Annotated in this window: 26 protein-coding genes and 1 tRNA gene; 13 read left to right on the top strand and 14 right to left on the bottom strand. The window is 63.1% G+C overall.

The features are described 5' to 3' along the window. Positions 1 to 3 precede the first annotated feature (3 nt). The gene (locus I6F17_RS01535; RefSeq protein ID WP_036038043.1) at positions 4 to 843 is read right to left on the bottom strand and encodes a nucleotidyltransferase domain-containing protein; all 840 of its coding nucleotides are present in this window, start codon (positions 841 to 843) and stop codon (positions 4 to 6) included. Between the two features lie 111 nt (positions 844 to 954). On the opposite strand from I6F17_RS01535, the gene I6F17_RS01530 reads away from it, so the two are divergent. Further along, positions 955 to 1,554, top strand: a complete 600-nt coding sequence (locus I6F17_RS01530) for a hypothetical protein (protein WP_225123788.1) — start codon at positions 955 to 957, stop codon at positions 1,552 to 1,554. Positions 1,555 to 1,630: 76 nt separating this feature from the next. On the opposite strand, the gene I6F17_RS01525 is transcribed toward I6F17_RS01530, so the two are convergent. Both I6F17_RS01525 and I6F17_RS01520 read right to left on the bottom strand, forming a co-directional pair. Continuing rightward, positions 1,631 to 2,710, bottom strand: coding sequence for a Tat pathway signal protein (locus I6F17_RS01525; RefSeq protein WP_225123787.1), 1,080 nt, complete (start codon positions 2,708 to 2,710; stop codon positions 1,631 to 1,633). A gap of 84 nt (positions 2,711 to 2,794) precedes the next feature. Next, positions 2,795 to 3,703, bottom strand: coding sequence for a GntR family transcriptional regulator (locus tag I6F17_RS01520; RefSeq protein WP_225123786.1), 909 nt, complete (start codon positions 3,701 to 3,703; stop codon positions 2,795 to 2,797). A 90-nt stretch (positions 3,704 to 3,793) separates the two neighbouring features. Here I6F17_RS01520 and I6F17_RS01515 point away from each other — a divergent pair, with 90 nt between their 5' ends. The 5 genes from I6F17_RS01515 to I6F17_RS01495 are packed head-to-tail and all read left to right on the top strand — an operon-like array spanning position 3,794 to position 8,727. Continuing rightward, complete coding sequence (locus tag I6F17_RS01515) at positions 3,794 to 4,729, top strand: hydroxymethylglutaryl-CoA lyase (RefSeq protein ID WP_225123785.1); 936 nt, start codon at positions 3,794 to 3,796, stop codon at positions 4,727 to 4,729. Next, the gene (locus I6F17_RS01510; RefSeq protein WP_225123784.1) at positions 4,726 to 5,940 is read left to right on the top strand and encodes a CaiB/BaiF CoA-transferase family protein; all 1,215 of its coding nucleotides are present in this window, start codon (positions 4,726 to 4,728) and stop codon (positions 5,938 to 5,940) included. The genes I6F17_RS01515 and I6F17_RS01510 overlap by 4 nt, the downstream gene beginning before the upstream one ends. A 41-nt stretch (positions 5,941 to 5,981) precedes the next feature. Further along, on the top strand, positions 5,982 to 7,028 hold the full coding sequence (locus I6F17_RS01505; protein ID WP_225123783.1) for an ABC transporter substrate-binding protein: 1,047 nt from the start codon (positions 5,982 to 5,984) through the stop codon (positions 7,026 to 7,028). Next, complete coding sequence (locus tag I6F17_RS01500) at positions 7,025 to 7,873, top strand: ABC transporter ATP-binding protein (RefSeq protein ID WP_225123782.1); 849 nt, start codon at positions 7,025 to 7,027, stop codon at positions 7,871 to 7,873. The genes I6F17_RS01505 and I6F17_RS01500 overlap by 4 nt, the downstream gene beginning before the upstream one ends. A gap of 2 nt (positions 7,874 to 7,875) precedes the next feature. Next, the gene (locus I6F17_RS01495) at positions 7,876 to 8,727 is read left to right on the top strand and encodes an ABC transporter permease (RefSeq protein ID WP_225123781.1); all 852 of its coding nucleotides are present in this window, start codon (positions 7,876 to 7,878) and stop codon (positions 8,725 to 8,727) included. 9 nt (positions 8,728 to 8,736) lie between these two features. Here the strand turns inward: I6F17_RS01495 and I6F17_RS01490 are convergent, their stop codons facing one another. From I6F17_RS01490 to I6F17_RS01460, 7 genes are all read right to left on the bottom strand, one after another. Further along, on the bottom strand, positions 8,737 to 9,984 hold the full coding sequence (locus I6F17_RS01490) for a methyltransferase (RefSeq protein ID WP_225123780.1): 1,248 nt from the start codon (positions 9,982 to 9,984) through the stop codon (positions 8,737 to 8,739). Next, complete coding sequence (locus I6F17_RS01485; protein WP_036038012.1) at positions 9,977 to 10,711, bottom strand: TlyA family RNA methyltransferase; 735 nt, start codon at positions 10,709 to 10,711, stop codon at positions 9,977 to 9,979. The genes I6F17_RS01490 and I6F17_RS01485 overlap by 8 nt, the downstream gene beginning before the upstream one ends. Before the next feature lie 27 nt (positions 10,712 to 10,738). Then, positions 10,739 to 11,293, bottom strand: coding sequence for a nucleoside 2-deoxyribosyltransferase (locus I6F17_RS01480; protein ID WP_225123779.1), 555 nt, complete (start codon positions 11,291 to 11,293; stop codon positions 10,739 to 10,741). A 217-nt stretch (positions 11,294 to 11,510) separates the two neighbouring features. Continuing rightward, a complete protein-coding gene (gene dxs / locus I6F17_RS01475; RefSeq protein WP_036038029.1) occupies positions 11,511 to 13,439 on the bottom strand; it encodes a 1-deoxy-D-xylulose-5-phosphate synthase in 1,929 nt (642 codons plus the stop codon). Between the two features lie 633 nt (positions 13,440 to 14,072). Continuing rightward, entirely contained in the window at positions 14,073 to 14,324 is a 252-nt protein-coding gene (locus tag I6F17_RS01470; RefSeq protein WP_008132970.1) for an exodeoxyribonuclease VII small subunit, read from the bottom strand. Between the two features lie 73 nt (positions 14,325 to 14,397). After that, the gene (locus I6F17_RS01465) at positions 14,398 to 15,327 is read right to left on the bottom strand and encodes a histone deacetylase family protein (protein ID WP_036038027.1); all 930 of its coding nucleotides are present in this window, start codon (positions 15,325 to 15,327) and stop codon (positions 14,398 to 14,400) included. Positions 15,328 to 15,449: 122 nt separating this feature from the next. After that, positions 15,450 to 17,111 carry a bifunctional metallophosphatase/5'-nucleotidase gene (locus I6F17_RS01460; protein WP_225123778.1) on the bottom strand — a complete coding sequence of 554 codons (1,662 nt, stop codon included), beginning with the start codon at positions 17,109 to 17,111 and terminating at the stop codon, positions 15,450 to 15,452. On the opposite strand from I6F17_RS01460, the gene I6F17_RS01455 reads away from it, so the two are divergent. Both I6F17_RS01455 and I6F17_RS01450 read left to right on the top strand, forming a co-directional pair. Beyond that, on the top strand, positions 17,110 to 17,298 hold the full coding sequence (locus tag I6F17_RS01455) for a hypothetical protein (protein WP_225123777.1): 189 nt from the start codon (positions 17,110 to 17,112) through the stop codon (positions 17,296 to 17,298). The genes I6F17_RS01460 and I6F17_RS01455 overlap by 2 nt on opposite strands. A 43-nt stretch (positions 17,299 to 17,341) precedes the next feature. Next, positions 17,342 to 18,589 (top strand): MFS transporter, encoded by a 1,248-nt coding sequence (locus I6F17_RS01450; protein WP_225123776.1) that lies wholly within the window; start codon positions 17,342 to 17,344, stop codon positions 18,587 to 18,589. A 49-nt stretch (positions 18,590 to 18,638) separates the two neighbouring features. Here the strand turns inward: I6F17_RS01450 and I6F17_RS01445 are convergent, their stop codons facing one another. Then, on the bottom strand, positions 18,639 to 20,420 hold the full coding sequence (locus tag I6F17_RS01445; protein WP_036038003.1) for an acyl-CoA dehydrogenase: 1,782 nt from the start codon (positions 20,418 to 20,420) through the stop codon (positions 18,639 to 18,641). A 242-nt stretch (positions 20,421 to 20,662) separates the two neighbouring features. Here I6F17_RS01445 and I6F17_RS01440 point away from each other — a divergent pair. From I6F17_RS01440 to I6F17_RS01430, 3 genes are all read left to right on the top strand, one after another. Further along, positions 20,663 to 20,737: transfer RNA gene (locus I6F17_RS01440), tRNA-Gln, on the top strand. A 134-nt stretch (positions 20,738 to 20,871) separates the two neighbouring features. Continuing rightward, on the top strand, positions 20,872 to 21,252 hold the full coding sequence (locus tag I6F17_RS01435; RefSeq protein ID WP_225123775.1) for a hypothetical protein: 381 nt from the start codon (positions 20,872 to 20,874) through the stop codon (positions 21,250 to 21,252). Between the two features lie 121 nt (positions 21,253 to 21,373). Continuing rightward, on the top strand, positions 21,374 to 21,637 hold the full coding sequence (locus I6F17_RS01430) for a helix-turn-helix transcriptional regulator (protein WP_225123850.1): 264 nt from the start codon (positions 21,374 to 21,376) through the stop codon (positions 21,635 to 21,637). A gap of 223 nt (positions 21,638 to 21,860) precedes the next feature. Here the strand turns inward: I6F17_RS01430 and I6F17_RS01425 are convergent, their stop codons facing one another. Next, positions 21,861 to 23,021 carry an XRE family transcriptional regulator gene (locus I6F17_RS01425; RefSeq protein ID WP_225123774.1) on the bottom strand — a complete coding sequence of 387 codons (1,161 nt, stop codon included), beginning with the start codon at positions 23,019 to 23,021 and terminating at the stop codon, positions 21,861 to 21,863. Further along, positions 23,014 to 23,682 carry a hypothetical protein gene (locus I6F17_RS01420; protein ID WP_225123773.1) on the bottom strand — a complete coding sequence of 223 codons (669 nt, stop codon included), beginning with the start codon at positions 23,680 to 23,682 and terminating at the stop codon, positions 23,014 to 23,016. The genes I6F17_RS01425 and I6F17_RS01420 overlap by 8 nt, the downstream gene beginning before the upstream one ends. A 322-nt stretch (positions 23,683 to 24,004) precedes the next feature. Here I6F17_RS01420 and I6F17_RS01415 point away from each other — a divergent pair, with 322 nt between their 5' ends. Continuing rightward, entirely contained in the window at positions 24,005 to 24,691 is a 687-nt protein-coding gene (locus I6F17_RS01415) for a hypothetical protein (protein ID WP_225123772.1), read from the top strand. Positions 24,692 to 25,107: 416 nt separating this feature from the next. After that, a complete protein-coding gene (locus I6F17_RS01410; RefSeq protein ID WP_225123771.1) occupies positions 25,108 to 25,449 on the top strand; it encodes a 5-carboxymethyl-2-hydroxymuconate Delta-isomerase in 342 nt (113 codons plus the stop codon). Between the two features lie 28 nt (positions 25,450 to 25,477). Here the strand turns inward: I6F17_RS01410 and I6F17_RS01405 are convergent, their stop codons facing one another. After that, positions 25,478 to 26,272, bottom strand: coding sequence for an IclR family transcriptional regulator C-terminal domain-containing protein (locus I6F17_RS01405; RefSeq protein ID WP_225123770.1), 795 nt, complete (start codon positions 26,270 to 26,272; stop codon positions 25,478 to 25,480). Positions 26,273 to 26,307: the final 35 nt, after the last annotated feature.

Below are 26,307 nucleotides of genomic sequence, written 5' to 3'. Positions count from 1 at the left end.
CCTTTACAGCGCTGTTCCGCCGGAGTGAGCCAGCGCCTTCAATTCTCGGTCGACCTGCCGCAGCACTGCGCAGGCCTGTGCGAAGCCGCCGTCGGCGACGAGTTGCCAGATCCGGTCGGACTGCTCCACCAGGTGCGGAATCGTCAGCGGCAAGCTGGCTGCCTCCTGCAGCGCCCCCTTCTCGTTGATCAGATAGCGCTCGTTCAGTGCGAACAGCACCTGCGCGACGCAGGCGAGCGATCTGTAGAGGCAGCCCGCGACATGGGTCCTTTCGTTGCGTGCGGCCGCGAGCTCGGCATTTTCGATGCTGAACAGGACTTCCCATTGGAAGCGCCGGATCAGGGCGCTGCGTAGAGGCTCCGGATAGGGAAGTGCGATCGATTTGTGCCGGGCGATCATTCCGTTCGGATCGTGCAGCGGCTGACAATATGCGATCTCGCCCATCCAGATCGCTGAGCAGAAGCCGTGGGGATGGCCGGGCTGGTAGTCCATGGTGACCGCTCCGGCGCCGCAGGATTCCATGACGGCCTCGACCGCGTCAGCGTCGCGGTAGAGCAGGTCGACCTTGCGGCCTCCCACCGAAAGCCAGGCGCCGCCGACGACCCACGGGCCCCATTCACCGACGGGCGTCACCGTCGTGGCGGCGGGATCGTCCGCGATCGTCTTCGCGGCGGCAAGCAACCGTCCGGTGTCCAGCGCTGACTTGAAATAGAGTCCGATATCGTAGTCCGAGGCCGCATGCGCGCGGCCCCGCGCGCGAGAGCCGCCGAGCACGACAGCTTGAACGCCAGGTACATCGGCAAGAACGGATGTCAGGCGGGTGAGCAGCGGATCGTCCGGCATCAGGTGCGGTTCCCCGAAAGAACTGCGGCCGCGAGGGCCGGCGCGGTCACTCCGCTGGCATTGATGATGGTCGAGGAGTATAGTTTTAAGGGCTTTTAGACGGTAGCCAGAATGTTCGACCTTGCACGCTCATGCGCTCTTGCAGCTCTCGCCGTGTTCTGCCTCGACGGAGCGCCGGTTCACGCGCAAGTGGCGCCGCTGCGATATTGGATTCCCGGCGGGCCTTTCGGCCTTGGCGGCGCTGCCGGCCTGAGCTCCGACAGCTATGGCAACTTTGCGGGCTTCAACGCCGGAGAGGCCGATTGGCGTACGAGCTCTGCGAACGGCTTCTTCATCGGTCGCGAACGCGGCAATCTCGGATTGAGCGGCTTCAACCAGGCGGGCTCGCTCGGCAATTTCAGCGCGCTTTCTTATGACAGCACGCAATTCGGCTATCAGATGAAGACCGGCGGCGGCATGCCCGTCACCTTTTTCGCCGGCTTCGACACGCTGAAATACGGCAACGGCATCGGCAGCTCGCTGGCGCCGCTCACCTCCACCGCCGCGCCCGGCTATGGCGGGTTTGCGGGTGTCGAATTCAAGCCGACCTCAAATCTCAGCCTGTCGTTCGGCGTCGGCTACACCCAGCAGGATTCGGGCCGCATGGACAGCGATATCAGATCGAACATGCTGCCCGGCGAATCGCCGGCGCTGAGCGGCCTGCGACGCTAAAGCTTGATCCGAACCCGAAGGGCCGCGTTAGCGCAAAGTGCGAAGCGGCTTTCCGGAAAGATCATGCGCCAGCGCTTTACGATCGCATCACCAGCTCCGGTGGACGCCGCAGCGATTTCGGCAGGCTTGGGCCGGTGCCGAAGCGCATCACGATGTCGGGGCGTCGTTCGCCGAGGCCGAGCCGGGTCGCGAATTGCTGCCTCAGTGCTGCGACCTCGACCGGCTGGTTGACGAAGGAATATTTCAGTCCCAGTGCGGTCGCCTGCAAGCCGAAGCGCTGGCAGGCGCGGCCGACCGCGATCCAGTGCGAGGTGTCGCTGCGATCGGCAGCAAGCACGACGACACCGGCCGAGCTGTCGAGCTGCTCGCGGTATTTCTTGTTTTCTCCGCTTTCGGTGAAGAACAGCTTCAGAAGCGGCCGGGCCATCCAGGACGGCAGTGCAGGATTTCCCGATGCGGGCGCGAACAACCCGTCCATGGTCGCGACCGCCTCTGCCTCGTTGAAGCGGATCCAGTCGACGAGCTCGCGCATGAAGGCCTTGTCGCGCATCTGCGCCGAATTGCCTTCGAGCACATAGTCGGCGACCTCAGCCATTCCGGCACGCTCGGTGATCAGGATCGCAGCGACGCCGGGTTGCCGGCAGGCGTTCTCGAGCTGGCGCAGGATCTCGGGCGCGGCTTGCTTGCCGGCGAAGGCCGCGCGGGTGCACTGCCTGACGGGAATTGCATCGGCCAGGGCCGATGCCGCAGGAGCGGCCTCGTCGAGCGTGATCACGATGCGATCGCCGTCGACGCCCGGATCGGCGCGCCAGCCCAGCGTGGCCGCGGCGAGGATGAGGTTTTCGGCGGCGCAGCCGAGACTGACGAAGAGATGATGATCGTCGGGATCGACGGCCGGACAGCGCCGCGCGACGTCAGGCGCAATCGTGATGACATTGCCGCGGACGGCGAAGATCCACGGCTGGGTGTTGTGGCTGTTGGCCGCAAGCGTCGCGAACCGGACGAGCTCGCGATCCCTGGGCGCTGCTCGCAGCGGAGCCCGTGACGCGTTGATGGCCTCATCATAGGTCATCGCCGCCAGCGCGGCGGAAGGGCTGCCGATCGCTGCCGCAGAAAGCCCGAGCGCGGTCGTGATGAATTGTCGCCGATCAACCACGGACTTCCGCTCCACACCCCATGATGAGGCATTCTTAGCGCCAGGCGGCGCCGAGAAGATTGACCGGAATCAAGGTCGGCAGGATCACGATACGCCGGCGACCAGCGGACGCTGCAGGTGCCGGGCCATCAGGTCGGCGGCTTCGCTGTAGCGCCGCGCTTCCAGAACGTCGAGCAGGCGCAGATGCTCGCGCACGTGCCGCCTCATGCCGTCACGATCGGCGAAGCTGCGATAGGCGAACAGGCGCCTGATCGAGTTCACGCGCTTGAGTGCTTCGAGGAAGAATGGATTGCCTGCTCCGCGGATGATCTCCTCGTGGAATTCGCAGCCGGAGTGAAAGATCTCGCCAATCGTCATCCTCTCGATTTCGCCGTCGAAGATCCGCTGTTGGCGCTCGCGCAGGCGTGTGATCACCTCCTGGGGCAGCGCAAAGCCGGGCTGTGCGATCGCCGCCGGCTCGATCACTGCGCGAAACGCCTTGGCCTGCGCCTGCGCTTCGGGGCTCGAGACCGTCTCCGCGAAACGCCAGCCATAGCCGGGCAGGCGTGCGATCCAGCCCTCGGCGGCGATACGGTCCAGCAGCCGCTGCAACTCCGCGCGGCTCAGATCATAGCGGCGCAAGAGCTCCGCCTCCGTGACGTCGGCTGGGAGTCGGCTCGCGAGCACGTCCCCTGCGATGGCCGTATAAACCTGCTCGCCGCGCCTGACGGCCGCGAGCGCCGGTTGGGCGGCGCCGCTGGTCGGATTCTTCGCCAGCACGAAGCCACGATGCGGCTCGCCGCGTGCCAGCCCCGCCGCTTCCAGGGCCTTCAGGCCGAGCCGGATCGGCGCGCGTGAAAGGTCCAGCGCATCCGCAAGCCTTTGTTCGACCAAGCGGTCTCCGGCCTTCATGCCTTCGCGGCGGGCGAGCGCCATGATGAGGCCGGCGAGCTGCTCGGCCCGCTCGGAACCGTTCTTGTCGCTGCGCGGTCGGGAACTGTCGGTGGCGCTCATTGCAGTGCACGCAAGTTTTAGGGCTTGACAGACTGTCTCATGGATTGTTCTTTCATGCAACAATATACAATCGTCTCAAGGGAGGCCCACATGGCCCGCGAGCCCGATGTCCACATTTGCGAGGTCGCGCCCCGCGATGGTCTCCAGAACCTGGACATCTTCGTTCCGTCCGAGGCCAAATGTGCGTTGATCGACATGATCGCCGCCGCGGGCATACGCGAGATCGATGCCGGGTCGTTCGTCCCGCCGAAGGTCGTGCCGCAATTCGCCGACGTTGATGCGGTGATGGCGCATGCGCTCATGCACAAATCGACTCTCATCGGCGCGCTGGTGCCGAACCCGAAGGGCGCCGAGCGCGCCATCGGCGCCGGCGTCGACGCCGTCTATTTCGTCATCTCGGCCAGCGAGACGCACAACCGCGCGAACGTGCGCCGCTCGGTCGACGAGCAGGTCGAGGGGTTTCGCGCAGTCCGCGCTGCGATCGACGCCCGGCCGTTGGGGCAGCGGCCGCGATTGATGGGGGCGATCTCCACCTCCTTCGGCTGCTCGCTAGAAGGGGAGGTGAGCGAAGCGGCGGTGTGCCGGGTTGCGCGCGCTTTTGCCGAAGCGCGTGCCGACGAGATCGGGCTTGCCGATACCGTCGGTTATGCGACGCCGAAATCGATCCGGCAGATGGTCGCGGCCGTGCAGCGCGAGCTCGGGTCGCAAATGACGCTGCGGCTGCATCTGCACGATACGCTCGGCGCCGGCCTGGCCAATGCCGTCGCCGGCCTCGAAGCGGGCATCCGCCGTTTCGATGCCGCCGTATCCGGCCTCGGCGGATGTCCCTTCGCTCCGGGCGCACGCGGCAACATCGTCACCGAGGATCTGGTGTTCATGCTGGAGCGCATGGGGCTCTCCACCGGCATCGACCTCGACCGCCTGATGCAGACCCGCGAGATTCTCGCCCGCCACATCCCCGCAGACCATCTGACCGGGCATCTGCACGAGGCCGGAATTCCCAAGCTCCTGCGGAGCGCGGCATGACCATGGCTGTGCGTGAGACGGGATCTGAGCTTCGTCCGTTGGCGGGCCTTCGGGTCATCGAGTTCAGCCAGATGGTGATGGGGCCGAGCTGCGGCTTGATCCTGGCCGATCTCGGTGCCGACGTGATCAAGGTCGAGCCGCCCAAGGGCGACCGTACCCGAGCCTTCAAGGGACCTGCCGCCGGCTTCTTTGCGACCTACAGCCGCAACAAGCGCAGCATCGCTCTGGACACCTCGACAGCACAGGGCCAGGACATCGCACGCAGACTGATCGAGCACAGCGACGTGCTGATCGAGAACTTCCGGCCGGGCCTGTTGAAGCGGATCGGTCTCGACTACGAGAGCGTCGCGGCTTTCGCACCTCGCCTGATCTATTGCTCGCTCAAGGGCTATCTGCCCGGTCCTTACGAGAACCGCCTGGCGCTCGACGAAGTTGTGCAGATGATGGGCGGCCTCGCCTACATGACCGGTTTGCCCGATAGGCCGATGCGCGCCGGCGCCTCGGTCAATGACGTCATGGGTGGCATGTTCGGCGTGATCGCGATCCAGGCCGCGCTCGCCGAGCGGCAGCGTACCGGCCGGGGCCGCTACATCCAGAGTGCGCTATATGAGAACAACGTGTTCCTGATGGCCCAGGCGATGATGTGCGAGGTGGTCAGTGGCCAGCCTTCGATCCCCTATTCGATCAAGGACAGCCCGTGGCCCGTTTACGACCTCTTCGACACCAGGGATGGCTCGAAACTGTTCGTCACCATCGTCGGTGAAGAGCAATGGGAAGCGTTCTGCCGCGCCTTCGAACGCGAAGCTTGGCTCTCCGATTCCCGCTTTGCGACCAGCAATGACCGGGTCGATCATCGCGGCTGGTTGATCCCGGAAATCGCGAACATCTTCAAGCAATGGGACAAGGCCGATCTCGCCGCGCGGCTCGAGCAGCTCGATCTGCCCTACGCACCGGTGAACAAGCCCGGCGATCTCTTCGATGATCCGCATCTCAACCAATCCGGCGGCCTGACCGACATCCGTTTGCCTGACGGTAACGAGGTCAAGACACCGCTGTTGCCAATTGCCATGGACGGAAAGCGGCTGTCCAACCGCTACGATCCACCCGGTATTGGCGAGCACAGCGGCGAGATCCTGAGCGAGATCGGGATGTCGCCGGATGAGATCGAACAGCTGCGACAAGCAGGGACAATCAAGGTCCCGCCGTCCTGACGGACCGCGCGATTGAACAATAACCAAGGGAGGAGGATCACATGAGCATTTCTAGACGCCAGGCGCTGTTCGCGGGGTCTGCATGGGCCGGCGCGTCACTGCTGCCGCGGCCATTGCGTGCGGAGGCCAAGCGCGTCTCGCTCGCTTTCGGGCCGGTGTCGCCGGTTTACGCCATCGGCATGATCGCAGAGCTGAAGGGGTACTTCAAGGACGAAGGGCTCGATTCCAAGCTCGTTACCGGCAATGCCGGTACGTTCGGCCGACAGACATTGGCGGCGGGGCAGGCGCTGTTCGCGCATGGCGATGCCAGCCATCCGCTCCAGCTCGGTGCGCGCGGCAAGCCCTGCAAGATGCTGCTCGCGACCGAGATGGTATGCTCCTACGCCAACATCGTGGTCCGGCAGGACCTCTACGAGAGCGGCATCAATTCGGTCGAGAAGCTCGCAGATTACAAGCGCCCCGACGGCGCCAAGCCGATCGTTGCCGCGACCGCCATCGGGTCAGGCACCTGGGTGTACGGCACCTATGTGTTCGAAGCGCGTGGGCTCGGCAACAAGGTGAACTGGGTTGCGGGCGGCGGGCCCAACACGATGTTCCCATCGCTGCAGACCAAGCAGTTCGACGCCATCGTGGCGCCGCCGAGCTGGATCGTCGAGGTCGAGAAGAAGGGTTTTGGCCGGACGATCTACGACACGTCGAAGCCTGGCGTGTTCGAGAAGGATTTCGGCGGGACGTTGCCCGTGCTGGTGATCTACACGCTCCAGGACACGGTCCAGCAGGACAAGGCGATGGTGCAGGCCTACGTCAACGCGATCTACCGGGCGATGGCTTTTGTGAAGGCGACGCCGCTCGCGGAGGTGCGGGCGCTGGTCACGCCGAAGTATTTTTCAGGGATAGATCCCGATGCGGTCAGCGCCGAGCTCGGCTTCGACAAGTCGACCTGGGCCTATGACGGCGTCATCGACAAGGCGTCGTTCGAACGCGGCGCCAAGCCCTGGTACCGCAAAGGAACCGACATTCCCGAAACCAGGTACGAGGATGCGGTCGACATGAGCTTCCTTCAGGCGACCAGGGCGAAATACAAATGATCGTCGCGCCAAGCCAGGGCCTCGCGCTCGCGCGCGACGAGGATCAAGCAGCGGCTGCGCGCACGCGCATCGCCGTCCAGGGTCTTGCCAAGCGCTTCAACGCGTCCGGCCGCGAGTTCGTAGCGGTGGATGACGTTTCCTTCGAGGTCAAGCAGGGCGAGTTCGTCGCGCTGCTCGGTCCATCCGGCTGCGGCAAAAGCACCATTCTGAACATGGTCGCGGGGCTGTTGCCGCGCTCCGGCGGACGCATCCTGATCGACGGGGACTCGGTCGAGACCGGCGAGGTCAACCCCAGGGTCGGCTACGTCTTCCAGCGCGATACCCTGTTTCCGTGGCGGACCGTGGAGCAGAACATCGGCTATGGGCTGGAGATCGCGGGAATGCCAAAGAGCGAGCGTGCCGGCCGCGTCGCCACCGCCGTCGAGAAGGCCGGCCTTGCAGGCTTTGCGCAGAGCTTCCCGCGCATGCTGTCCGGCGGCATGCGCCAGCGTGTCGCCTTGATGCGCACGCTGATCCTGGAGCCCGAGATCCTGCTGATGGACGAGCCGTTCGGCGCGCTCGACACCCACACCAAGCTCGAGATGCATAAGACGCTGCTGGAGATCTGGGAACGCGAGCGGCAGACCGTTCTGTTCGTGACTCACGATCTCGGCGAAGCCTTGACGCTGGCGAGCCGCATCATTCTGCTCTCGGCGCGCCCCGGGCGTCTCAAGGAAGACTTCGACGTCGCCATTCCGCGGCCGCGCGATCCCGTGGCCGCGCGCGAGACGGCCGAGTTCGCCCGGCTCTATTCCCACATCTGGCATTCCCTCGGCGAAGAATTCCGCCGCACCAGGGCCGACTGATCATGTCCAACAGCCGCACCGTCATCCTGTTCTGGCAATTGGCCATTCTCGCAGTGGTTCTCGTCGTCTGGCAATGGGGCTTCGAATGGAGCAAGACGCTGCTGCCGAAGGCCTACGTGCCGAAAATCCTCGATCCCTATTTCGTCGCCAAGCCGTCGCTGATCTGGCAGAGTTTCCTGCGGCTTGGCTGCTTCACAGACGCGACCGGCTTTACCGCCTGCATCAAGGGCAGCGACAACAATCTATGGCTTGCCACACTCGTCACGTTGAAGAACACCTGGTGGGGCTTTCTGTTCGGCTCGGCGAGCGGGATCGCGGTAGGCCTGGTGCTCGGCCGTTCCGATTTCCTCTCTCGCGTGTTCAGCCCCTACATCGTGGCGTTCAACTCCATACCGCGCATTGCGCTGGTCCCGCTCGTCATCCTGATTTTCGGCCTCGGTGACCTCTCCAAGATCGCAACCGCCTGGCTCGTCGTGTTCTTCGTGGTGTTCTTCAACACCTTCGAGGGAACGCGTGCGGTCGACCGTGACCAGATCGCTGCCGCCCGCCTGCTCGGCGCCAGCGAATTCACGGTGCTGCGCACGGTCGTGATCCCGTCCGCGCTCGCCTGGGTGTTTGCCTCGCTCCTGCCGGCCGTGTCCTTTGCCCTGATCGGCGTCATCGTCGGCGAGTTCATCGGCGCCGAACGCGGGCTCGGCAAGCTCATCATCGAAGCCGAGGCACGGGCCAATGCCAGCGAGATGATGGTGGCCATCTTCGTCATGATGTTCGTCGGCATCCTGCTGGCGATCGCAGTGCGTTCGCTGCAGTCCTACCTGTTGCGATGGCAGCCGCAGTTCGAGGCCTCGGCGTAGCCGCCCGCGTCAGCGGCTGAACCGCGCCACCAGCTCGACATGCGGCGTGTGGCGGAACTGGTCGATCGGCACCACGGCCTCCAGCCGATAGCCGCCGTCGATCAGGAGCCGCGCGTCGCGGGCAAAGGTCGCGGCGTTGCAGGACACGGCGATCACGACCGGCACCTTGCTCGCCGCAAGCTTCAGCGACTGCGCCTGCGCGCCCTGGCGCGGCGGGTCGAACACCACGGCGTCGAAGCCCCGCAGCTCCTGCGGCACCAGGGGACGGCGGAACAGATCGCGCGGTTCGCATTTGATCGGCTTCAGGCTAGGTGTGCGCGCAGCTTTCGCCAGCGCCGCGATGGCGCCGGCGTCACTGTCATAGGCGGTGACGCGGGCCTTCTCCGCGAGCCTCAGCGCAAACGGGCCGACGCCGCAGAAGAGGTCGAGCACCTCCTTGGCCTTGCCGATGCGCTCGGCGACGAGTGCCGCAAGCGTCTCCTCGCCTGCCACCGTCGCCTGCAGGAACGAGCCCGGCGGCAGCGTCACCTCGGCGCGACCCATCCTCACCGTCGGTGGCAGGCGCTGCAGCACCAGCTCGCCATGCCGGGTCAGCCGCGCCAGGCGGTGCTGCTCGGCGACGCGTGACAGCGCCGTGACCAGCGCCGTCGGCAGCGGGCCGGAGCCGCGCACGTCGACATCGAGCCCGCCTGCGGTCGCGGTGACCTGTATGTCCAATGGCTTGGTCACTGGCATCTTGGACGTCAGCGGCTCGGCGAGTGCCCAGGCGGCGTCGAGTGCGCCCTCGAGCGCGGGATCGAGGATCGGACAACGATGGATCGGGATGACGTCGTGCGAGCTCGCAGCCGAAAAGCCGACCTTGAGGATGTCGTGCGTGCCGAACCGGCCGTGCAGCGTGATGCGCCGGCGCCCGGCGCCGTGGGCGTCGACCAGCGGCGCCACCTCGCAATCGATGCCGGCCTGCGCCAGCGTTTCGATCACGATGTTGCGCTTCCAGGCCCGATACGGCTCGTTCGCCCAATGCTGGATCGCGCAGCCGCCACACACGCCGAAATGCGGACAGAATGGTTCGACGCGTTCCGGGCTTGCGACCTCCACCGCCAGCAGCTTGCGCCGGTCGGGATGATGGCCTGCGACGTGATCGACCTCGACGGTCTCGCCGCCGAGCGTATAGGGCACATAGATTGCTTCGCCGGCATCGAGGCAGACGCCGTCGCCGCGATGGCCGACATGATCGATCTTGATGCGCTCAACCACGGCGCGCGCCCAGGAAGAATTCGATGTTGCCGTCGCCGCCCGTGATCGGCGAGGGGAATATGTCGATCTCGGTGCAGCCGAGCGAAGCCGCGAAGGCTGCGATGTCGTCGCAGATCTCCCGGTGCACGGCGGCATCGCGGATGATGCCCTTCTTGTTGTGCTTCCTATCAGCCTCGAATTGCGGCTTGATCAGCGCCAGCAGGCTCATCGGTGCGGCCGCGAGCGACAGCGCCACCGGCAGCACCGTTTTCAGCGAGATGAAGCTGACGTCGATGACGACGACATCGGGCCGCGCCGGCAGGCGCTTGCCCTCATAGCTGCGGATGTCGGTCTCCTCCATCGACACGATCTTGGGATGATCGCGCAGCGAGGGATGCAGCTGGCTTGTGCCGACATCCATGGCGAACACCAGGCTCGCGCCGTTCGCCAGCAGCACCTCGGTGAAGCCGCCCGTGGAGGCGCCGACGTCGAGACAGACATGGTCCTCGATCTCGATCGGGTACCGCTCCAGCGCCCCGGCGAGCTTGACGCCGCCCCGGGAGACGTAAGGGTGGGCGGGCTCGGCCTGGATCACCGCATCCTCGGCGATCGTCTCCGACGGCTTTGCGACCTGCTTGTCGTCGGCCGTGACGAGGCCGGCCTCGATCGCCGCGCGGGCCCGCGCCCGGCTCTCGAACAGGCCGCGCTCGACCAGCAATACATCCGCGCGCTTGCGGGCAGGGGGCATCGGATCTCCGACGGACGACTAAAAAGCTTATGTAGCGATCAATCGCGCGGCCGCCATCCGGACGCAAGTCTCGAACGCGGTGAGATCGTGCCAGACGTCGGTCGGCATGGTGGCCGGCGTCACCAGCGGGCAGCCGTGCAGCTCCAGCGCATGGATCATCATGAGGTTGTCGACGAGGCCGAAATCTTCGACCGCCAGCCCCTGTGCATCGACCAGCCGCCCGTTCTCGGAGGTGACCTCCATGAAGCGACTGAGGCGGTCGGCATAGGCGGCGCCATCGTTGGAATAAGCCAGGCAGAATTTGCGGCGGCCGGCCATGTAGCCGAGTTCGTAGACGGTGCCGGGATCGGCGCCGGCGCCCCGGAACGGGGTGAGGTTGGCGATGATCGCGTCGGCATCGTCCATCATCGCCTCGTTGCCGCAAAAGATTTGCCGCGAGGCATTGGGCGCGGTGAGGTCGGTCGCGTTGTCGAGGGGATAAAGGCCGGTAAGCCCGTGCGCGGCGCAGATTTCGACCTTGCGCCGGCCGATCTCGACGGCATCCGGCAGGAACACGTCGGGGCCTGCCAGATAGATTTTCATCGCACGACCGATTGAGAAGGCATCGGAGTTGCCGCGACGTCGGCGGTGGAAAACCTCTCCCAAGGGGAGAGGTCGCGCCGAAGGCGCGGGTGAGGGTTACGCTCTCACGTGGGATCTGAGCCCCTCACCCGGATTGCACTGGACGATGCTTCGCATCGCCAGGAGCAATCCGACCTCTCCCTACGGGAGAGGTCGGGTTCAGCGTCTGCCGCGACAATCAAGCCAGCTTGACCGTCTCGGTCTTCACATCCTTGCCGAGCGCCTCGAACACCTTGGCCACGATGCCCTTGGCGTCGAGGCCGGCGCGGGCGTACATGGCGGCCGGGGTGTCGTGATCCTGGAACACGTCGGGCAGCACCATCGAGCGGAACTTGACCATGCCGGTGTCGAGCACGCCCTGATCGGTCAGGTATTGCGCGACATGCGAGCCGAAGCCGCCGATCGAGCCTTCCTCGATCGTGATCAGGATCTCGTGGTCGCGCGCGAGCTTGAGCACCAGCTCGGTATCCAGAGGCTTCATGAAGCGCGCATCGGCGATCGTGGTCGACAGGCCGTGGGCGGCGAGCTCGTCGGCGGCCTTCTCGCATTCGGCGAGACGGGTGCCGAAGGAGAGCAGCGCGATCTTGCTGCCCTGGCGGATCACACGGCCCTTGCCGATCTCGAGCGGAATGCCGACCTCGGGCATCTCGATGCCGCGGCCTTCGCCGCGCGGATAGCGCAGCGAGCTCGGACGGTCGTCGATCGCAACCTGGGTCGCCACCATGTGCACCAGCTCGGCTTCGTCGCTAGCTGCCATGATCACCATGTTGGGCAGGCAGCCGAGATAGGCGTTGTCGAACGAGCCGGCATGGGTCGCGCCGTCGGCGCCGACGAGGCCGGCGCGGTCGATGGCGAAGCGGACGGGCAGGCTCTGGATCGCGACGTCATGGACGATCTGGTCGTAGCCGCGCTGCAGGAAGGTCGAGTAGATCGCGCAGAACGGCTTGTAGCCTTCGGTCGCAAGACCCGCGGCAAAGGTCACCGCGTGCTGCTCGGCAATGCCGACGTCGAAGGTGCGGTCGGGGAAGGCCTTGTTGAAGATGTCGACGCCGGTGCCCGAGGGCATCGCCGCGGTGATGGCGACGATCTTGTCGTCCTTCTGGGCTTCCTTGACGAGGCTCTGGCCGAACACGTTCTGATAAGCCGGCGCGTTCGGCTTGGCCTTGGCCTGCGTGCCAGTCGCGACGTCGAACTTGACGACGGCGTGGTACTTGTCGGCGGAGGCTTCCGCGGGGCCGTAGCCTTTGCCCTTCTGCGTCACGACGTGGACCAGGATCGGACCAGTCTCCATGTCGCGGACGTTCTTCAGCACGGGCAGGAGATGGTCGAGGTTGTGGCCGTCGATCGGGCCGACATAGTAGAAGCCGAGCTCCTCGAACAGCGTGCCGCCGTCCATCATGAAGCCGCGGGAATATTCCTCGACGCGATTGGCGCGGTTGGCGAGGATCTTGGGCAGGCGCTTGTTGATCTGCTTGGCCGCATCGCGCAGCGTGCGATAGGTCTTGCCGGAGTAGAGGCGCGACAGATAGGCGCTCATGGCGCCGACCGGCGGTGCGATCGACATGTCGTTGTCGTTGAGAATGACGATCAGGCGCGAGTTCATCGCCCCCGCATTGTTCATGGCCTCATAGGCCATGCCGGCCGACATCGCGCCGTCACCGATCACGGCGATAACGTTGTTCTTGCCGCCGGAGAGGTCGCGCGCCACGGCCATGCCGAGGCCGGCGGAGATCGAGGTCGAGGAATGCGCCGCGCCGAACGGATCGTAGTCGCTCTCGCTGCGCTTGGTGAAGCCGGACAGGCCGCCGCCGGTGCGCAGCGTGCGGATGCGGTCGCGCCGGCCGGTGAGGATCTTGTGCGGATAGGCCTGGTGGCCGACGTCCCAGATCAGCCGGTCGCGCGGCGTATCGAAGACGTAATGGATCGCGGTGGTGAGCTCGACCACGCCGAGGCCCGCGCCGAAGTGACCGCCGGTCACCGAGACGGCATCGATGGTCTCCTGCCGCAGCTCGTCGGCAACCTGGCGAACCTGCTCGACCTTGAGCTTGCGCAGATCTTCCGGCGTCCGGATGGTGTCGAGAAGCGGCGTCTTACTGTATGCGTTCACGGCGATTTCCAATTTGTCAGCACCGGAAGGTCATTCCGGTGCGCGATGGGTTTGCACAATATCGGCGCAGCGCGAGTCCTATAACCGTCGGAGCCACCTGCACGGGGCAAGGCCCCGCCTTCAAGCTTAGGTAAGCTTAAGTGTGCTCCGGTTCAGTCTCTGTGATCCCTGTCACTTAGATCGGCTTCGTCCGTCCCAAGCCAATTTCATTAGCAGTTTGAAGCACTTGTCGTCGGTAATCGGTGCCCACGCAAGGCTTACAAAAAGCCACACTCCGCGCAGCTTTACACCAAAGCTTAGGCCAAAGCCAACCCGCTGGGCCGATTAGGGGTATGCAGGTGCAACTCGCGGACCAGAAGTGGTTAACCTCGGTGCGGGGTAAGGGGTTCCGGCCTTGCTGGTTCTTGGGAGGCTTTTTGGCCTGAGTATGGGCTTTTCTCGCTCTCAACGACCCGATTCGAAGACAGGGACGTATCGACCGCCAGGGAACCGCATGCCGGCCGGGAGCTGCGGACTGCGATAAGGACGCAGCGGCCACGCTTACCGCGAACACATTCTACGCGGACCTGCGTCGCGGTCTTGCGCGGCCCAGCGGGGGCAGAAGACTGAGCGGGAGAGCACTCTTATTACTGGTTACTGGACGTCGAGCGGCGCAGTGCCGGTGGCCTGGCCGCTGGCATCGGTGGTGATCTTGTCGACGCGCGCCTCGGCCTGGCGCAACAATTCCTCGCAGCGCCGCTTCAGGGCCTCGCCGCGCTCGTAGATCGTCACGGATTCCTCGAGCGGCACCTTGCCGTCCTCGAGCCGCTTCACGATCGTTTCGAGTTCCTCGATCGCGCGCTCGAAGGTGAGCCTGGAGACGTCGACTTGAGTGTTTTCGGCCATATCCGTTTCCGATTGCCCGATTCGCTTCACCTTTGAGAAAGCAGAGTTTTGCGGGCGTAATGTGGCGGGTGCGTCAAGCGCCCATCAGGGTGCCGACATGCGCCGTAACAGATTCTTTCAGTCCCTGCAGGTCATAGCCGCCCTCGAGCACCGAAACAACGCGGCCGCCGGCGGTCTTGTCGGCGAGATCCATCAGCTTGCGGGTCACCCAGGCATAGTCCTCCGCGCGCAGGTTCAGCGAAGCCAGCGGATCGCGATAATGCGCGTCGAAGCCGGCCGAGATGATCAAGAGCTCGGGGCTGAATTTCTCGAGCTGCGGCAGGATCAGATTCTCGAACGCGATGCGGAATTCCGGGCCGCCGTCCTCGGAGGCGAGCGGCGCATTGACGATGGTGTCGTGATCGCCGCGCTCGCTTCTGGCGCCGGTGCCCGGAAACAGCGGCATCTGGTGCGTCGAGCAGTACATCACGGTCGGGTCCGACCAGAAGATGTCCTGCGTGCCGTTGCCGTGATGCACGTCGAAGTCGACGATGGCCGCGCGCTTGATGCCGTATTTGCGCTGGGCGTGGCGCGCGGCGATCGCGACGTTGTCGAAGAAGCAGAAGCCCATCGGCTTGCCGATCTCGGCGTGATGTCCGGGCGGGCGGACCGCGACGAAGGCGTTGCGATGCTCGCCGGCCATCACCGCTTCGGTCGCCGCAACCGCGCCGCCGACGCCGCGCATGACCGCCTCCCACGTGCCCGGGGACATCGAGGTGTCGCCGTCGATATAGACCTGACCGCTGGTGGGCGCGATGTGGCGCAGCTCGGTGACGTAATGCTCGTTGTGGCAGAGCGTGACGAGATCGAGATCGCCCTCCGGCGCCTCCTCGCGCGCCAGGAACTGGAAGCGCTCATGCGACAAAGCTTCTTCCACCGCGCGCAGGCGATCCGGCCTTTCAGGGTGTCCCGGCGGCGTGACATGGTCGAGGCAGGCCTTGTGGGAAAGGAGAAGCGTGCTCATCAGGTCGGCCTCACGGAAAACGGGCTTTTGCCGTCGTTGGCGCATCCGGCGCCAAAACGCAATGCAAAATCCAATCTAAGCGCTTGGCCGGGAATGGCAAAGGGCTGCCCGCTTGATCCGGATCAATTCACCCGCAGGATGCGCCTGGGCGGCAGCGGACCGACCGGCCCGTGCGCCCGGAAGAACGCGAACAGCGCGTCCGCATCGTAACCGCCGTATTGTGGCGCGGTGCCCTGTTTGGCGACGGTAAACCCGTCTCCGCCGACGGCGAGGTAATCGTTGAGCGTGACGCGGTAGCCGCTTCCTGGCTCGATCGGCCTGCCGCCCAGCGTCATCTTCTCGAGGCTGACGCGCTCGCCGAATGGCTTTGAAGCATCCCAAGTATAGCTGAAGCCGTTCGACACCTGGAGAATCCGCGGCCGCTTCGGGTCCAGCCATTGCTGCTCGAGCAAGTCCTTGAGCTGGCTGCCCGTCAGCGTCATGGTGACAAGACGATTGCGGAACGGCTGGCTGGCGAAGACGTCGCCGAACGTGATCGCGCCGTTCTCCTTTGGAACGATGTCGGTGCGGATGCCGCCGGGATTGGTGAGCGCGATGACAGCGCTGCCATCCTTCGCATCGCGCGTTGCGAGCAATTGCGCGTCGGCGATGATATCGCCGAGCGCGCTTTCGCCGGCCTCGTTCGGCACGCGCGACAATGTCTGCGTCACCGAGCCGGCGGGCCGGTTGGCGATCGGCGCGGAGAGCTTGTCGTAGGCGTCGATCAACGCGGTCTGCTCGGGATCCCTGGCCAGCGAAGCGTTGGCGACGATGACGTTCTCGGCCTTGGCGCCGACGATATCGCGAGTCACAGGATCGAGCTTGAGGTCGATCGCGGTGACGAGTGTACCGTATTTGTCGCCGCTGGTGACGAGCCGCCCGTTGATATCGCAGATGTAGGCGCGGTGGGTGTGGCCGCTGACGACGACGTCGACGGCAGGATCGAACTTCCTGACGATGTCGACGATCGGTCCCGTGATGGCAGGGCATTCATTGTAATCGCCGGCGGGCTCGCCGCCCTGGTGGATCAGCACCACGATCGCTTCGACGCCGCGCGCCTTCAGCTGCGGCACCAGCGCGTTCACCGTCTCGGCCTCGTCGCGGAATTCGAGCCCGGCGATGCCCGCTGGCGAGACGATGCCGGCGGTCTCCTTCAAGGTCAGGCCGATGAAGCCGACGGGGATGCCGTCGAACTCCCTGATCTCGTAGGGCGGCAGCACGCTCTTGCCGGTCGCGGTCTCGACGGTGGAGGCCGCGAGATAACGGAATTTGGCGCCCTTGAAGGGATGCGGTCCCTGGCAGCCGTCGACGGGATGACAGCCGCCGTTCTGCATGCGCAGAAGCTCGGTGTTGCCCTCGTCGAATTCGTGATTGCCGACCGAGCTGATCGCAAGGCCCATCATCGAGAGCGCCTCGATCGAGGGCTCGTCGTGAAACATCGCCGACAAAAACGGGCTCGCGCCGATCAGGTCGCCCGCGGCGACGAAGATGGCGTTCTTGTGTCCTTCGCGCAGCTGCTTCAGCAGCGTCGCCATGTACTCGGCGCCGCCGGCCGCCACCGTCACCTTCTTGGACTTGTCCTCGGGGTCGTTGAAGCGGATGCCGCCCGGCGGCGGCCGCAGATGGCCGTGAAAATCATTGATCGCGAGAATGCGCAGCTCGACGGGGGCTGCGCTCTGGGCCGCAGCGGGGAGGGTGCCGGTGAGAGCGAGGACGAAGCAAGCCAGGCGGAGAAGATGTCGCATGGAGTTAGACTATTCGTTCGGCGCGAAGATTTCACGAAGGTTGTTGTCGTCATTTTTGAGGCACGCGCAGCGTCGTTCCCCCGACAATCCCATCATCGCACGAGCCATGCCGCTCGATGAATGCCAGGCCCGTTACGTGCCGCAACAATTAGCTACAATGTTTCATTTGAAAAACCGCTGGTTGTGAGGCACGATCCAGCCCCGTTCCCTTCAGACAGACCGTCAGATTCATGATTGCCGCCCTCCGGATCGACGAATCCTCACCGTATTATCGCGGCTGGCGGGTCGTGCTGGCGTGCTTCCTGATGGCCTTCTTCATGTTCGGCTTCGGCCTCTACGGCCAAGGCGTCTATCTCGCCGAGTTGCAGCGCGCTCACGGCTGGCCGGGCACGCTGATCTCCGCGGCCAGCACCTTCTCGTTTCTCCTGACCTCCGTGCTCGTCATCTTCACCGATGACCTGCTCGAGCGCATCGGGCTGCGCGCGCTGATCCTGTGCGGCCTGTCGGCGCTCGGCGCTTCGACCGTGCTGCTGGCGCTGGTGCAGACGCCCTGGCAGCTCTATCTCGCCTATGCGCTGATGTCGGTCGGCTGGACCGGCATGGGCACGGTGGTGATCGCGACCGTGCTGAATTCCTGGTTCGAGCAGCGGCGCGGCCTTGCGCTCAGCCTTGCCTTCAACGGCGCGACTTGCGGCGGCATCATCCTCGTCCCGCTGCTGCTGTCGCTGACCGGCAGCATCGGTTTCCGGCCTGCGATGCTGACGGCGACGCTCGCGATGATGGTGCTGGTGCTGCCGGCGGTCGTGACCTTCATCGGCTGGCCCGCAGGGATGGTGCCTGCAGCCGGCGGACGTTCCTCCGGCTCCTCAGCGCCGGTTCGCTCGCGCAAGGCGGTGCTCGCCAACGCGGCGTTCTGGACCATGGTGCTGCCGATCGCGCTCGCGCTGCTGGCGCAGATGGGTTTCATCGTCCACCAGGTGACGTTTCTCGAGCCGCTGATCGGCCGCTCCGCCGCAGGGCTTGCCGTCACGATCATGGCGGCGATGGCGATCGTCGGGCGCCTCTCGCTCGGCCTGTTCGTCGACCGGCTCGATGCCCGGCTCGCCTGTGCGGTTTCGATGACGAGCCAGGCGGCTGCGCTGTTCGTGGCTCTGCAAAGCACGAGCCCGACCGTGCTGCTGGCCTGCTGCGCCGTCTACGGCTTCTCGATGGGCAACATCATCACGTTCCCGCCCTTGATCATCCAGCGCGAGATCGGTGCTTCGGCCTTCGCGACCGCGGTGGGCCTGGGCACCTCGATCAGCGGCATCGTCAGCGCTTTCGGCCCCGGTCTCGTCGGTCTGGTGCGCAGCTTGACCGGCAACTACACGACCGCATTCGCACTGTGCGTGGTGCTCAATCTCGTGGCCGCCGGAATCGTGTTGTGGCGGCCGAGGAGAAGGCTGCAAGATTCGCACACTCTATCACCGTCACCCTGAGGCGGCCGCCTCTTCAGCGGCCCTCGAAGGGCGACGGCCCGACAGACGACTAGCTACCCAGCAACGCCGCATCCGCCGCTGCGACCGACTCCGCGCTCTCCGTCACGGTGCGCTCGAGCGCGCCGGCCTGCACCGCGATGTTCTCGGCGAAGAAGCGCGCCAGTGCGACGTAGCGTGGCGCGTCGCCAAGGCCTTCGGCCTTGGCGGCGAGCGCCTCGGAGGCGAGCAGGCAGCCGCCGAGCGTCGCGCCGAATTGCTGCAGATAGGGCGTCGCCCCCGCAAGCGCGTCGTTGGGCGCCGAGGCAACGCGCTCCAGCAGCCATTTGCTGGTGCGCGTGAGCGCCTCCAACGCCTCGCGCAGCTTGGTGCCGGTGGTGCCGAAGGCGGGATCGTTGGAGGCCTCCACCTGCTTGACCGTTGCCGAGAGCTCGTCGAGCAGCGCCCACACCGATGCGCCGCCATTGGCAGCTAACTTGCGCGTGACGAGATCGATCGCCTGGATGCCGTTGGTGCCCTCGTAGATCGCGGTGATGCGGGCATCGCGGTAGTGCTGGGCCGCGCCGGTCTCCTCGATGAAGCCCATGCCGCCATGCACCTGCACACCGAGATAGGCGACCTCGTTGCCGATATCGGTGGAGTAGGCCTTGGCCATCGGCGTCAGCAGCGCCGCGCGTGCGGCGGCTTCAGCGCGCACCTTCGGATCCTTGGCGCGGGTCGAGACGTCGATCGCGACCGCCGTCGCATAGCAGATGGTGCGCGCGGCCGCGGTCTGCGCCCGCATCCGCATCAGCATGCGCTTGACGTCGGGATGCACGAAGATCGCATCCGAGCCGTCGCCTTTCTTGCCTACCGCGCGGCCTTGGCGGCGCTCCTGCGCATACGACAGGGCCTGCTGGTAGGCCCGGTCGGCAACGCCGACGCCCTCCAGGCCGACGCCGAGGCGGGCCTGGTTCATCATCGTGAACATGCAGCGCATGCCCTGGTTCTCTTCGCCGATCAGATAGCCGATCGCGCCGCCATGATCGCCCATGGTCATGGTGCAGGTCGGCGAAGCATGCATGCCGAGCTTGTGCTCGACGCCGCTCGCATAGATGTCGTTGCGCGGCCCCAGCGAGCCGTCCGCGTTGACCATGAACTTGGGAACAAGAAAGAGAGAAATCCCCTTGGTGCCGGCGGGCGCATCGGGCAGGCGCGCCAGCACGAAATGCACGATGTTGTCGGTCATGTCGTGCTCGCCATACGTGATGAAGATCTTCGTCCCCTTGATGCGATAGGTGCCGTCCGCCTGCTTTTCGGCGCGGGTGCGCAGCGCGCCGACGTCGGAGCCGGCCTGCGGCTCGGTCAGCTGCATCGTGCCGGTCCATTCGCCGGAGACGAGCTTTTCGAGATAGATTGTCTTCAGCTCGTCGCTGCCATGCGCGTCCAGCGCCTCGATCGCCGACGCCGTCAGCAACGGGCAGAGGCCGAAGGCGACGTTGGCCGCGCTCCAGATCTCGGTGCAGGCGGCATTGATCGCGAGCGGCAGGCCTTGGCCGCCGAAATCTTCCGGGCCGGACACGGCGTTCCAGCCGCCCTCGGTCCAGCGCTTGTAGGCGTCAGGCCAGCCCGGCGCGGTCGTGACCTTGCCATCCTCGAGCTTGATGCCGTGCTCGTCGCCGACCTTATTGAGCGGCGCCAGCACGTCGGATGCGAACTTGCCGGCTTCCTCCAGCACGGCCGCGGCAATGTCGGCGTCGAAATCGCCGTAATGGCCGGCCTCCAGGGCGGCCTTGAGGCCCGCGCCATGGTTGAGCGACAGCAGCATGTCAGAAATCGGCGCGCGGTAGGTCATGGCTCACTCCCCGAGAACAGATATTGGCGCCGTATTCCCATGAAACGGGAGCGGTCTCAACTGCCGGGATGCCGGATGGCCTGGCCGGAACGGGCAGGGCCGTTGGGCCCAGCATAGAGTGTCGGCCGCCGGGCCTTTTTTGCCCCTCCAGGCGGTTGAAATGCCGCGCCGCTCCCTATAGACCGGCTGCGACCAACGGGAATCTGCGGGTGCCGGTTCTGCCCGTTCCGTTCGTCGTCTGTTGGGGCGTAGCCAAGCGGTAAGGCAGCGGATTTTGATTCCGCCATTCGGAGGTTCGATCCCTCCCGCCCCAGCCAGAAAAATCTCAATGAAATCAATTATTTAAAAGCAATATTCGGCCGCCTCGGCCCGACGTAATCGTAGCACGACTTGCAGCCCTGAGCGATGGTTCGATTGCTTGCTACGCCAATCGAACCTCACAAACACATCGATGTGCGCGGCGTTCTGTGCGCGGTTTCAAATTCTGCTTTTGGTCGATGTGACGCATCGCGACCACTGCGTGACAGCCGTGCATCATCTGTCGCAGTTCATCGCGTGCGATCATGTGATCCATTTCGAATGGTCAGCAAGTGGCGACCCTCGCGAGACATCAACTAGCGCTATTCGCCTCAGCGCGCGGTTCAATATCGGGCAGATTCTCGATGTATCGCTGCACCTCTGTGGCCATCACAAACGTGGAATGGCCATGCTTCTTTGCCTTCAACTGGCCCCGGCCGATTATGCGATCCAGTTTAGCGAGAGAAATCCGCAACTCGCGAGCGGCTTCTTTGCGAGTGAGAAACGACAATCCGGACGTTGGCACGGGCGGTGAGCTTCGCAATTTTCGTGCGTGCGTCATGGCATGAATCACTCGTCATTTAGCTACTCATAGTCTGTAGATTCAAAGGCATCATCCCACAAGCATGCTCATTCTTCTTCTTGTGGATGACGGCATGCCTTCCGAGCAGCTTCGCAAGCCAAGTGCGGCGCTAACGCGAATCTTGGCGCAGAACGTGGTTCGCCTGCGCCGTGCGAAGGGACTGTCACAAGAAGCATTGGCCGATGAATGCGGCCTTCATCGCACCTATGTGGGCTCTGTAGAACGCGGCGAGCGAAACGTAACATTGAGTACGCTTGAAGTATTCGCCAAGGCTCTTAGGGTTTCGGTCATTGACTTGCTGACCAAGGGCACCGATGACTCTCGGCGCTCGCGGTGACGCACAGCGTTCCGTTAAGATAATTTCTGCAACGGAAGCGCCGGGCAATGGGTGGAAAATGGATACACGAGAATTTATTGTCGAAGACCAAGCAAAAACGCTCTTTCCAATTAAGACCTCCCAGCTGCTCCATTCAGCACGGCGAACGGCTGATCGCAGAACACATCGCGAAGTGTTTCGACGAGAATGAGACGGCGTTCTCATTCTTGCCCCAACAGCGGGTTTATTTCAGCTTGAATACGCCGGGCGACGTTTGCTCCGCCGGGCCCGCGTTTTTAAGTTCAGAGCCGAACAATCGAACCACCAAATCAAGAGAGAATCCCAGCTCGTCCTCCACCCCAGCCTCTCGCACCTTTTTTTGGTCGGTCAGAAGCTTCCAGCATTTGAGAAGCCACTGCGGCTGCTCCATCGGAATCTCGTTATCTAGGGGTTCGTTCTTATTGTAGCGGTTAAAGCTGATCTGCTTCCGGAAAAGGATGTATTGGTACTCGTCGATGATCCCAATTTGCTTGGCGCGGTGAGCTATCGCTTGCATGGACACTCGCCAGCGAGCCTTCATACCTTCCAAGTGCTTCAAACGAGCAGAATAAAACTCGCGCAACATCGCATTACGCGGGAGTAAAAGAGAGCCAGCGAACATATTGGCTTCGCTCTCGATGTGTTCACGAACGTCCTTATTTTCTAGGTCTTCTTGTGCAATGTGCCGATGGAGAAGCAGATGCCCTAGTTCGTGCGCAGCGTCGAACCTAGAACGGGAGGCAGATTTCTTTTCGGAGCCAAGCAAGACATATGGTCGTTGCCGTATCCAGCATGAAAAAGCATCAATTTCATCTGAACCCAATTCGAAGCGCGTTACGACAATGCCGTGTGTTTCGAACAGGGCTATCACGTTAGCAATGGGTCCTTCGCCTAGTCCCCAATGCTTCCTCACTGACAATGCGATTTCATCAATCTCAGCCTGCGTATACCCAGACTCTGCCTTAGCAGGCGGGACATCGGGCAGATTGACAGCAGGCAGCTTGATATTCTGGCCAATAAATCCGACTAGCTCCCATAGCCATTTTGTCTTGATGTCTAGAGCATAGTTGACCTTATTCGAGCGCGTCCCGATGCTTCGAAAAAAGCGTGTTCCTCTGATCCCGTCAAAAGACGGGCTGGATCGCAGGAAAAAGGATACAGGCTGCTCCAAAATTTCGGCCATTCGCAAGAGAACCGACATGTCGGGTCGCCGGTCGCCTGTTTCGTAATAACCGATAGCCTGCCCGGTCAGACCTAGGTCGCGAGCCAATTCGGCGCGTGACATCTGCCGCACCAGCCGAGCTTCAACCAAGCGCTGAGGCACAAATCCAGTGGTTCTGTCTGGAAAGGCAACTAGCTTACTCATCGTCCCTTATGTGTCGCTGGATGTTTTCTATCGTTTCTGGGTCGGGCGATTCGGAGGGGCCCTCCGGCGGCGGCAAATCGGTCAGGGGCATCTCATGGGGCATCCGCATCAAGTTCGGAGACCTATAGATATGCCGATTGCGCTCCGGGTGGGGATAGGCAAGGTGCGCGAAATTGAGGTCTTGATAGCCATGTAGAATGTGAAGCAATCGCCGCTCGCCATCCTTGGCTGCTTCCTCTCTAGCGCGGATTAGATTTTCGTCCCAATCATCAAACAAACCAACTTCATTCAATTCCGCGTAGTTATTTCGGAACACCGCGACGCGAGGCTTTTTGCGTGGGTCTTCGACTTGGTTGATCGTGATCCGGGCGCGCGAGGTCAGCATAACAAAATGTTTGCCGGTCGGTCTTGCGAAATACTCCCATGTCCCGTCGAACTCGGGCAGGCTGCCAGCCTTCACTAACTTCTGGAACTCATACGATGCCGCCAGCATGATCAAGTCGCCGCGTTGATACTTCCCGCCCGGAGTTCCGAGGTAAGGTGCCGCGTCAATAGTGGCGTCAGCTGCGATATAGGCGCGCCGAATTGCAGTGGGTATCAATGGCCAAAGTGATTGGGGCACCTCTTCGGTGGTAAACTGCTCCGCCGGGTTGTCGGACATAGTCCAGCTCCGTTGTGATTCACGCTGGACAACAAAATCCGATTTTTCTAGCAAAATGTCAACAGAAGGTTACCGTCCTTCCACCCTGTATTTTGGGTCCGCGTAGCGGAGGGCCAAAAGAAAAAGGCGACCCGCTAGGGTCGCCCTTTCCTTTTCGACTGTCTCTGGGGGGAGGGTGCAAGCACCCCGCATGGCCCAAAGCGCATGGTCGTGAACGTAGTGCCTATAACGTCCGAGTCAACATTTGGTTGACGGGAACCTCATCAAAATTGCATGCTCGACGCGAATTTACCCCGAAACTCCAGCGTTTTCAGCGCATTAAATGGCAGAAAATTTTAGCGCCGAAGAGCAGATGGCGATCCCGGTTGTCTTATCAACCCCGCGCTTTCAAACTTTCCTCGGCGCCAGAAACAATAATGTTCTCAAGGCGTTACAGCTCTATCACTGGAATGCACAGGTCTCGGCCGCATTTCTGTATCCGCTGCACGTCTTTGAGATTTGCCTAAGGAACGCGGTCGCGAATGCCGCGGAATCAGCTTACCTCACTCCCGATTGGCCGTGGTCCACAGCGTTTGAAACCAGTTTGCCGACCACTCACTCCATGCAGCGGTTCAGCCCTCGGCGCGAACTCGTAGCGACCCGAGATTGGCAGCCCCGCCCTCAGCAAACCACTGGAAAGGTCATTGCAGAACTCAAGTTCGCTTTTTGGGTCTCGATGTACACAGGAAGGCACGACGGTCGACTCTGGAATCAGTATCTACGCAGAGAGTATCCGAACCTTCCTCAAGGAATGACAATCGCAGCGGCTCGAGAGAAGATTCGCAATGCTGCCGACAAAATCAGAGATTTGAGGAATAGAATCGCGCACCACGAGCCGATCTTCTCGCGAAACTTAAAAGACGAGTACGACCAGATTGCCGAAATCGTCGGCTATCGCTGCGGGCACACGTCCGCTTGGATGAAGCGAACTCAAGACGTCATGTGGTTGCTCGACCTCCAGCCTCAATAATTGACATCGTAACGGTCACTTCGGCGCCGCTTTAGAAATGCGATGCGCGACTTTGGGAATAGGTTCAATCAGCATGGGATAGCGCGAGCCCACTTCCTTGACGTGACAAGAATCGGGGAGTCAAAAGAATCAAAACGCCGAGGTGATTTGAGTAAGGTCTTGGGCTGCAACTGTTTTTAGTTGGGTTCGATCCCTCCCGCCCCAGCCAGATTGCCCGCTCCGCCTGAAATCACTCACGAAACCGGCCTGGCTGGGGAGCTGCTGCACAGCTCTGCGCTGCACAGGGTGTTTCTCGGCACACATTCCGCCCCCATGCGAACCATGACCGCCGCGACAAAGATGGCGACGTTGAGGGGCGAACGGTCTACGACGGTGAGGCCATCTCATGAACGCGACCTAAAAACGAGAACAACGTCATGCCGCACTTGGTGATCGAATATTCGGAAGGGGCGCTCGCTCGCGACGACGTAACAGGCTTGATGGAAGCGCTCTTTGAAGCCGCTTGGCGAACGGGCATCATGAAGGCGGAGGACGTCAAGGTGCGGGCGTGCGTCTACAACGATTTCCTGGTTGCCGGGAAGCGTGACAGCTTCGTGCATCTGTCTGTCCATTTGCTCGAAGGTCGATCGCCCGACCAGAAGGTCGAGCTGAGTACGAGCCTTCGACGGACGATGACAGAGCGATGCCCGGATGTGGTCAGCATAAGCGTGGATGTCCGTGACATGGACCCGGTCGCCTACAAGAAACGGCTAAAATGACGGGTGCTCGCCACGAGGCGGCAGCTTCTCAGACGAGCAGGGGCTGCGCGGCGAGGGACATCTCCTTGAGGAGAGGCAGGAAGCGATCGATCATCTCACCGGTCGTGATGCGATCGACATGAGCGCCGATATTTGCGGCTGCGATGACGGCGCCATCGTAGCGGCGAATTGGCACCGATATCGACCGAAAGCCCTCTTCGGCTTCCTGATCGACAAGGCTATACCCTTTGGTGCGGTCGGCGATGATCGTCGCAATCACTGCCGATTTGTCGACCAGCGTCGACTGGGTCTGAGCCGCCAGCTTCATGCCGTCGACCGTTCTCGTCAGTTCGTCGTTTGCCAATCTGCCCAGCAGAACGCGTCCCACCGACGTGCAGAAAGCCGGCAGCCGATATCCTATGTCCAGTCCGGTCGAAAATACCCGCGCCGGACTCGAGCGGGCGATGAAAACGACCTCTTCGCCATCCAGGATCGCAAGGGAGCAGACCTCCTTGGCCTTGCCGGCGACCTCGTCCATGAACGGCTGCATCACGGTGCTGATTTGGTTCGACGTCAAATAGGCCGAAGCCAAAAGCAGCACTCTGGGCGTTAGCGAAAACAACCGCTCGTTGCCCGCGACGAATCCGGATTTTACGAGGGTCATCAGAATCCGGCGCACCGTCGCCCGCGGAAGATTCGCGCTCTTGGAGAGGTCGCTGAGGGTCATTGGACGGCGATCGATGCCGAACGACTGTATCACGCGAAGACCCCGATCCAGGGTCTCGATGAACTCGCTTCCCTCCCTCGCCTTTTCCTCTTCTTCCGTACGCTTCAGCCTCGGCATTCTATTGGGCGGTCCCTCTCAGTGGCCTCTCGAAA

The organism is Bradyrhizobium sp. NBAIM18 (assembly GCF_020193825.1).
GTDB classification, from domain to species: domain Bacteria; phylum Pseudomonadota; class Alphaproteobacteria; order Rhizobiales; family Xanthobacteraceae; genus Bradyrhizobium; species Bradyrhizobium yuanmingense.
This window is presented reverse-complemented; position numbering and strand designations above follow the sequence as displayed.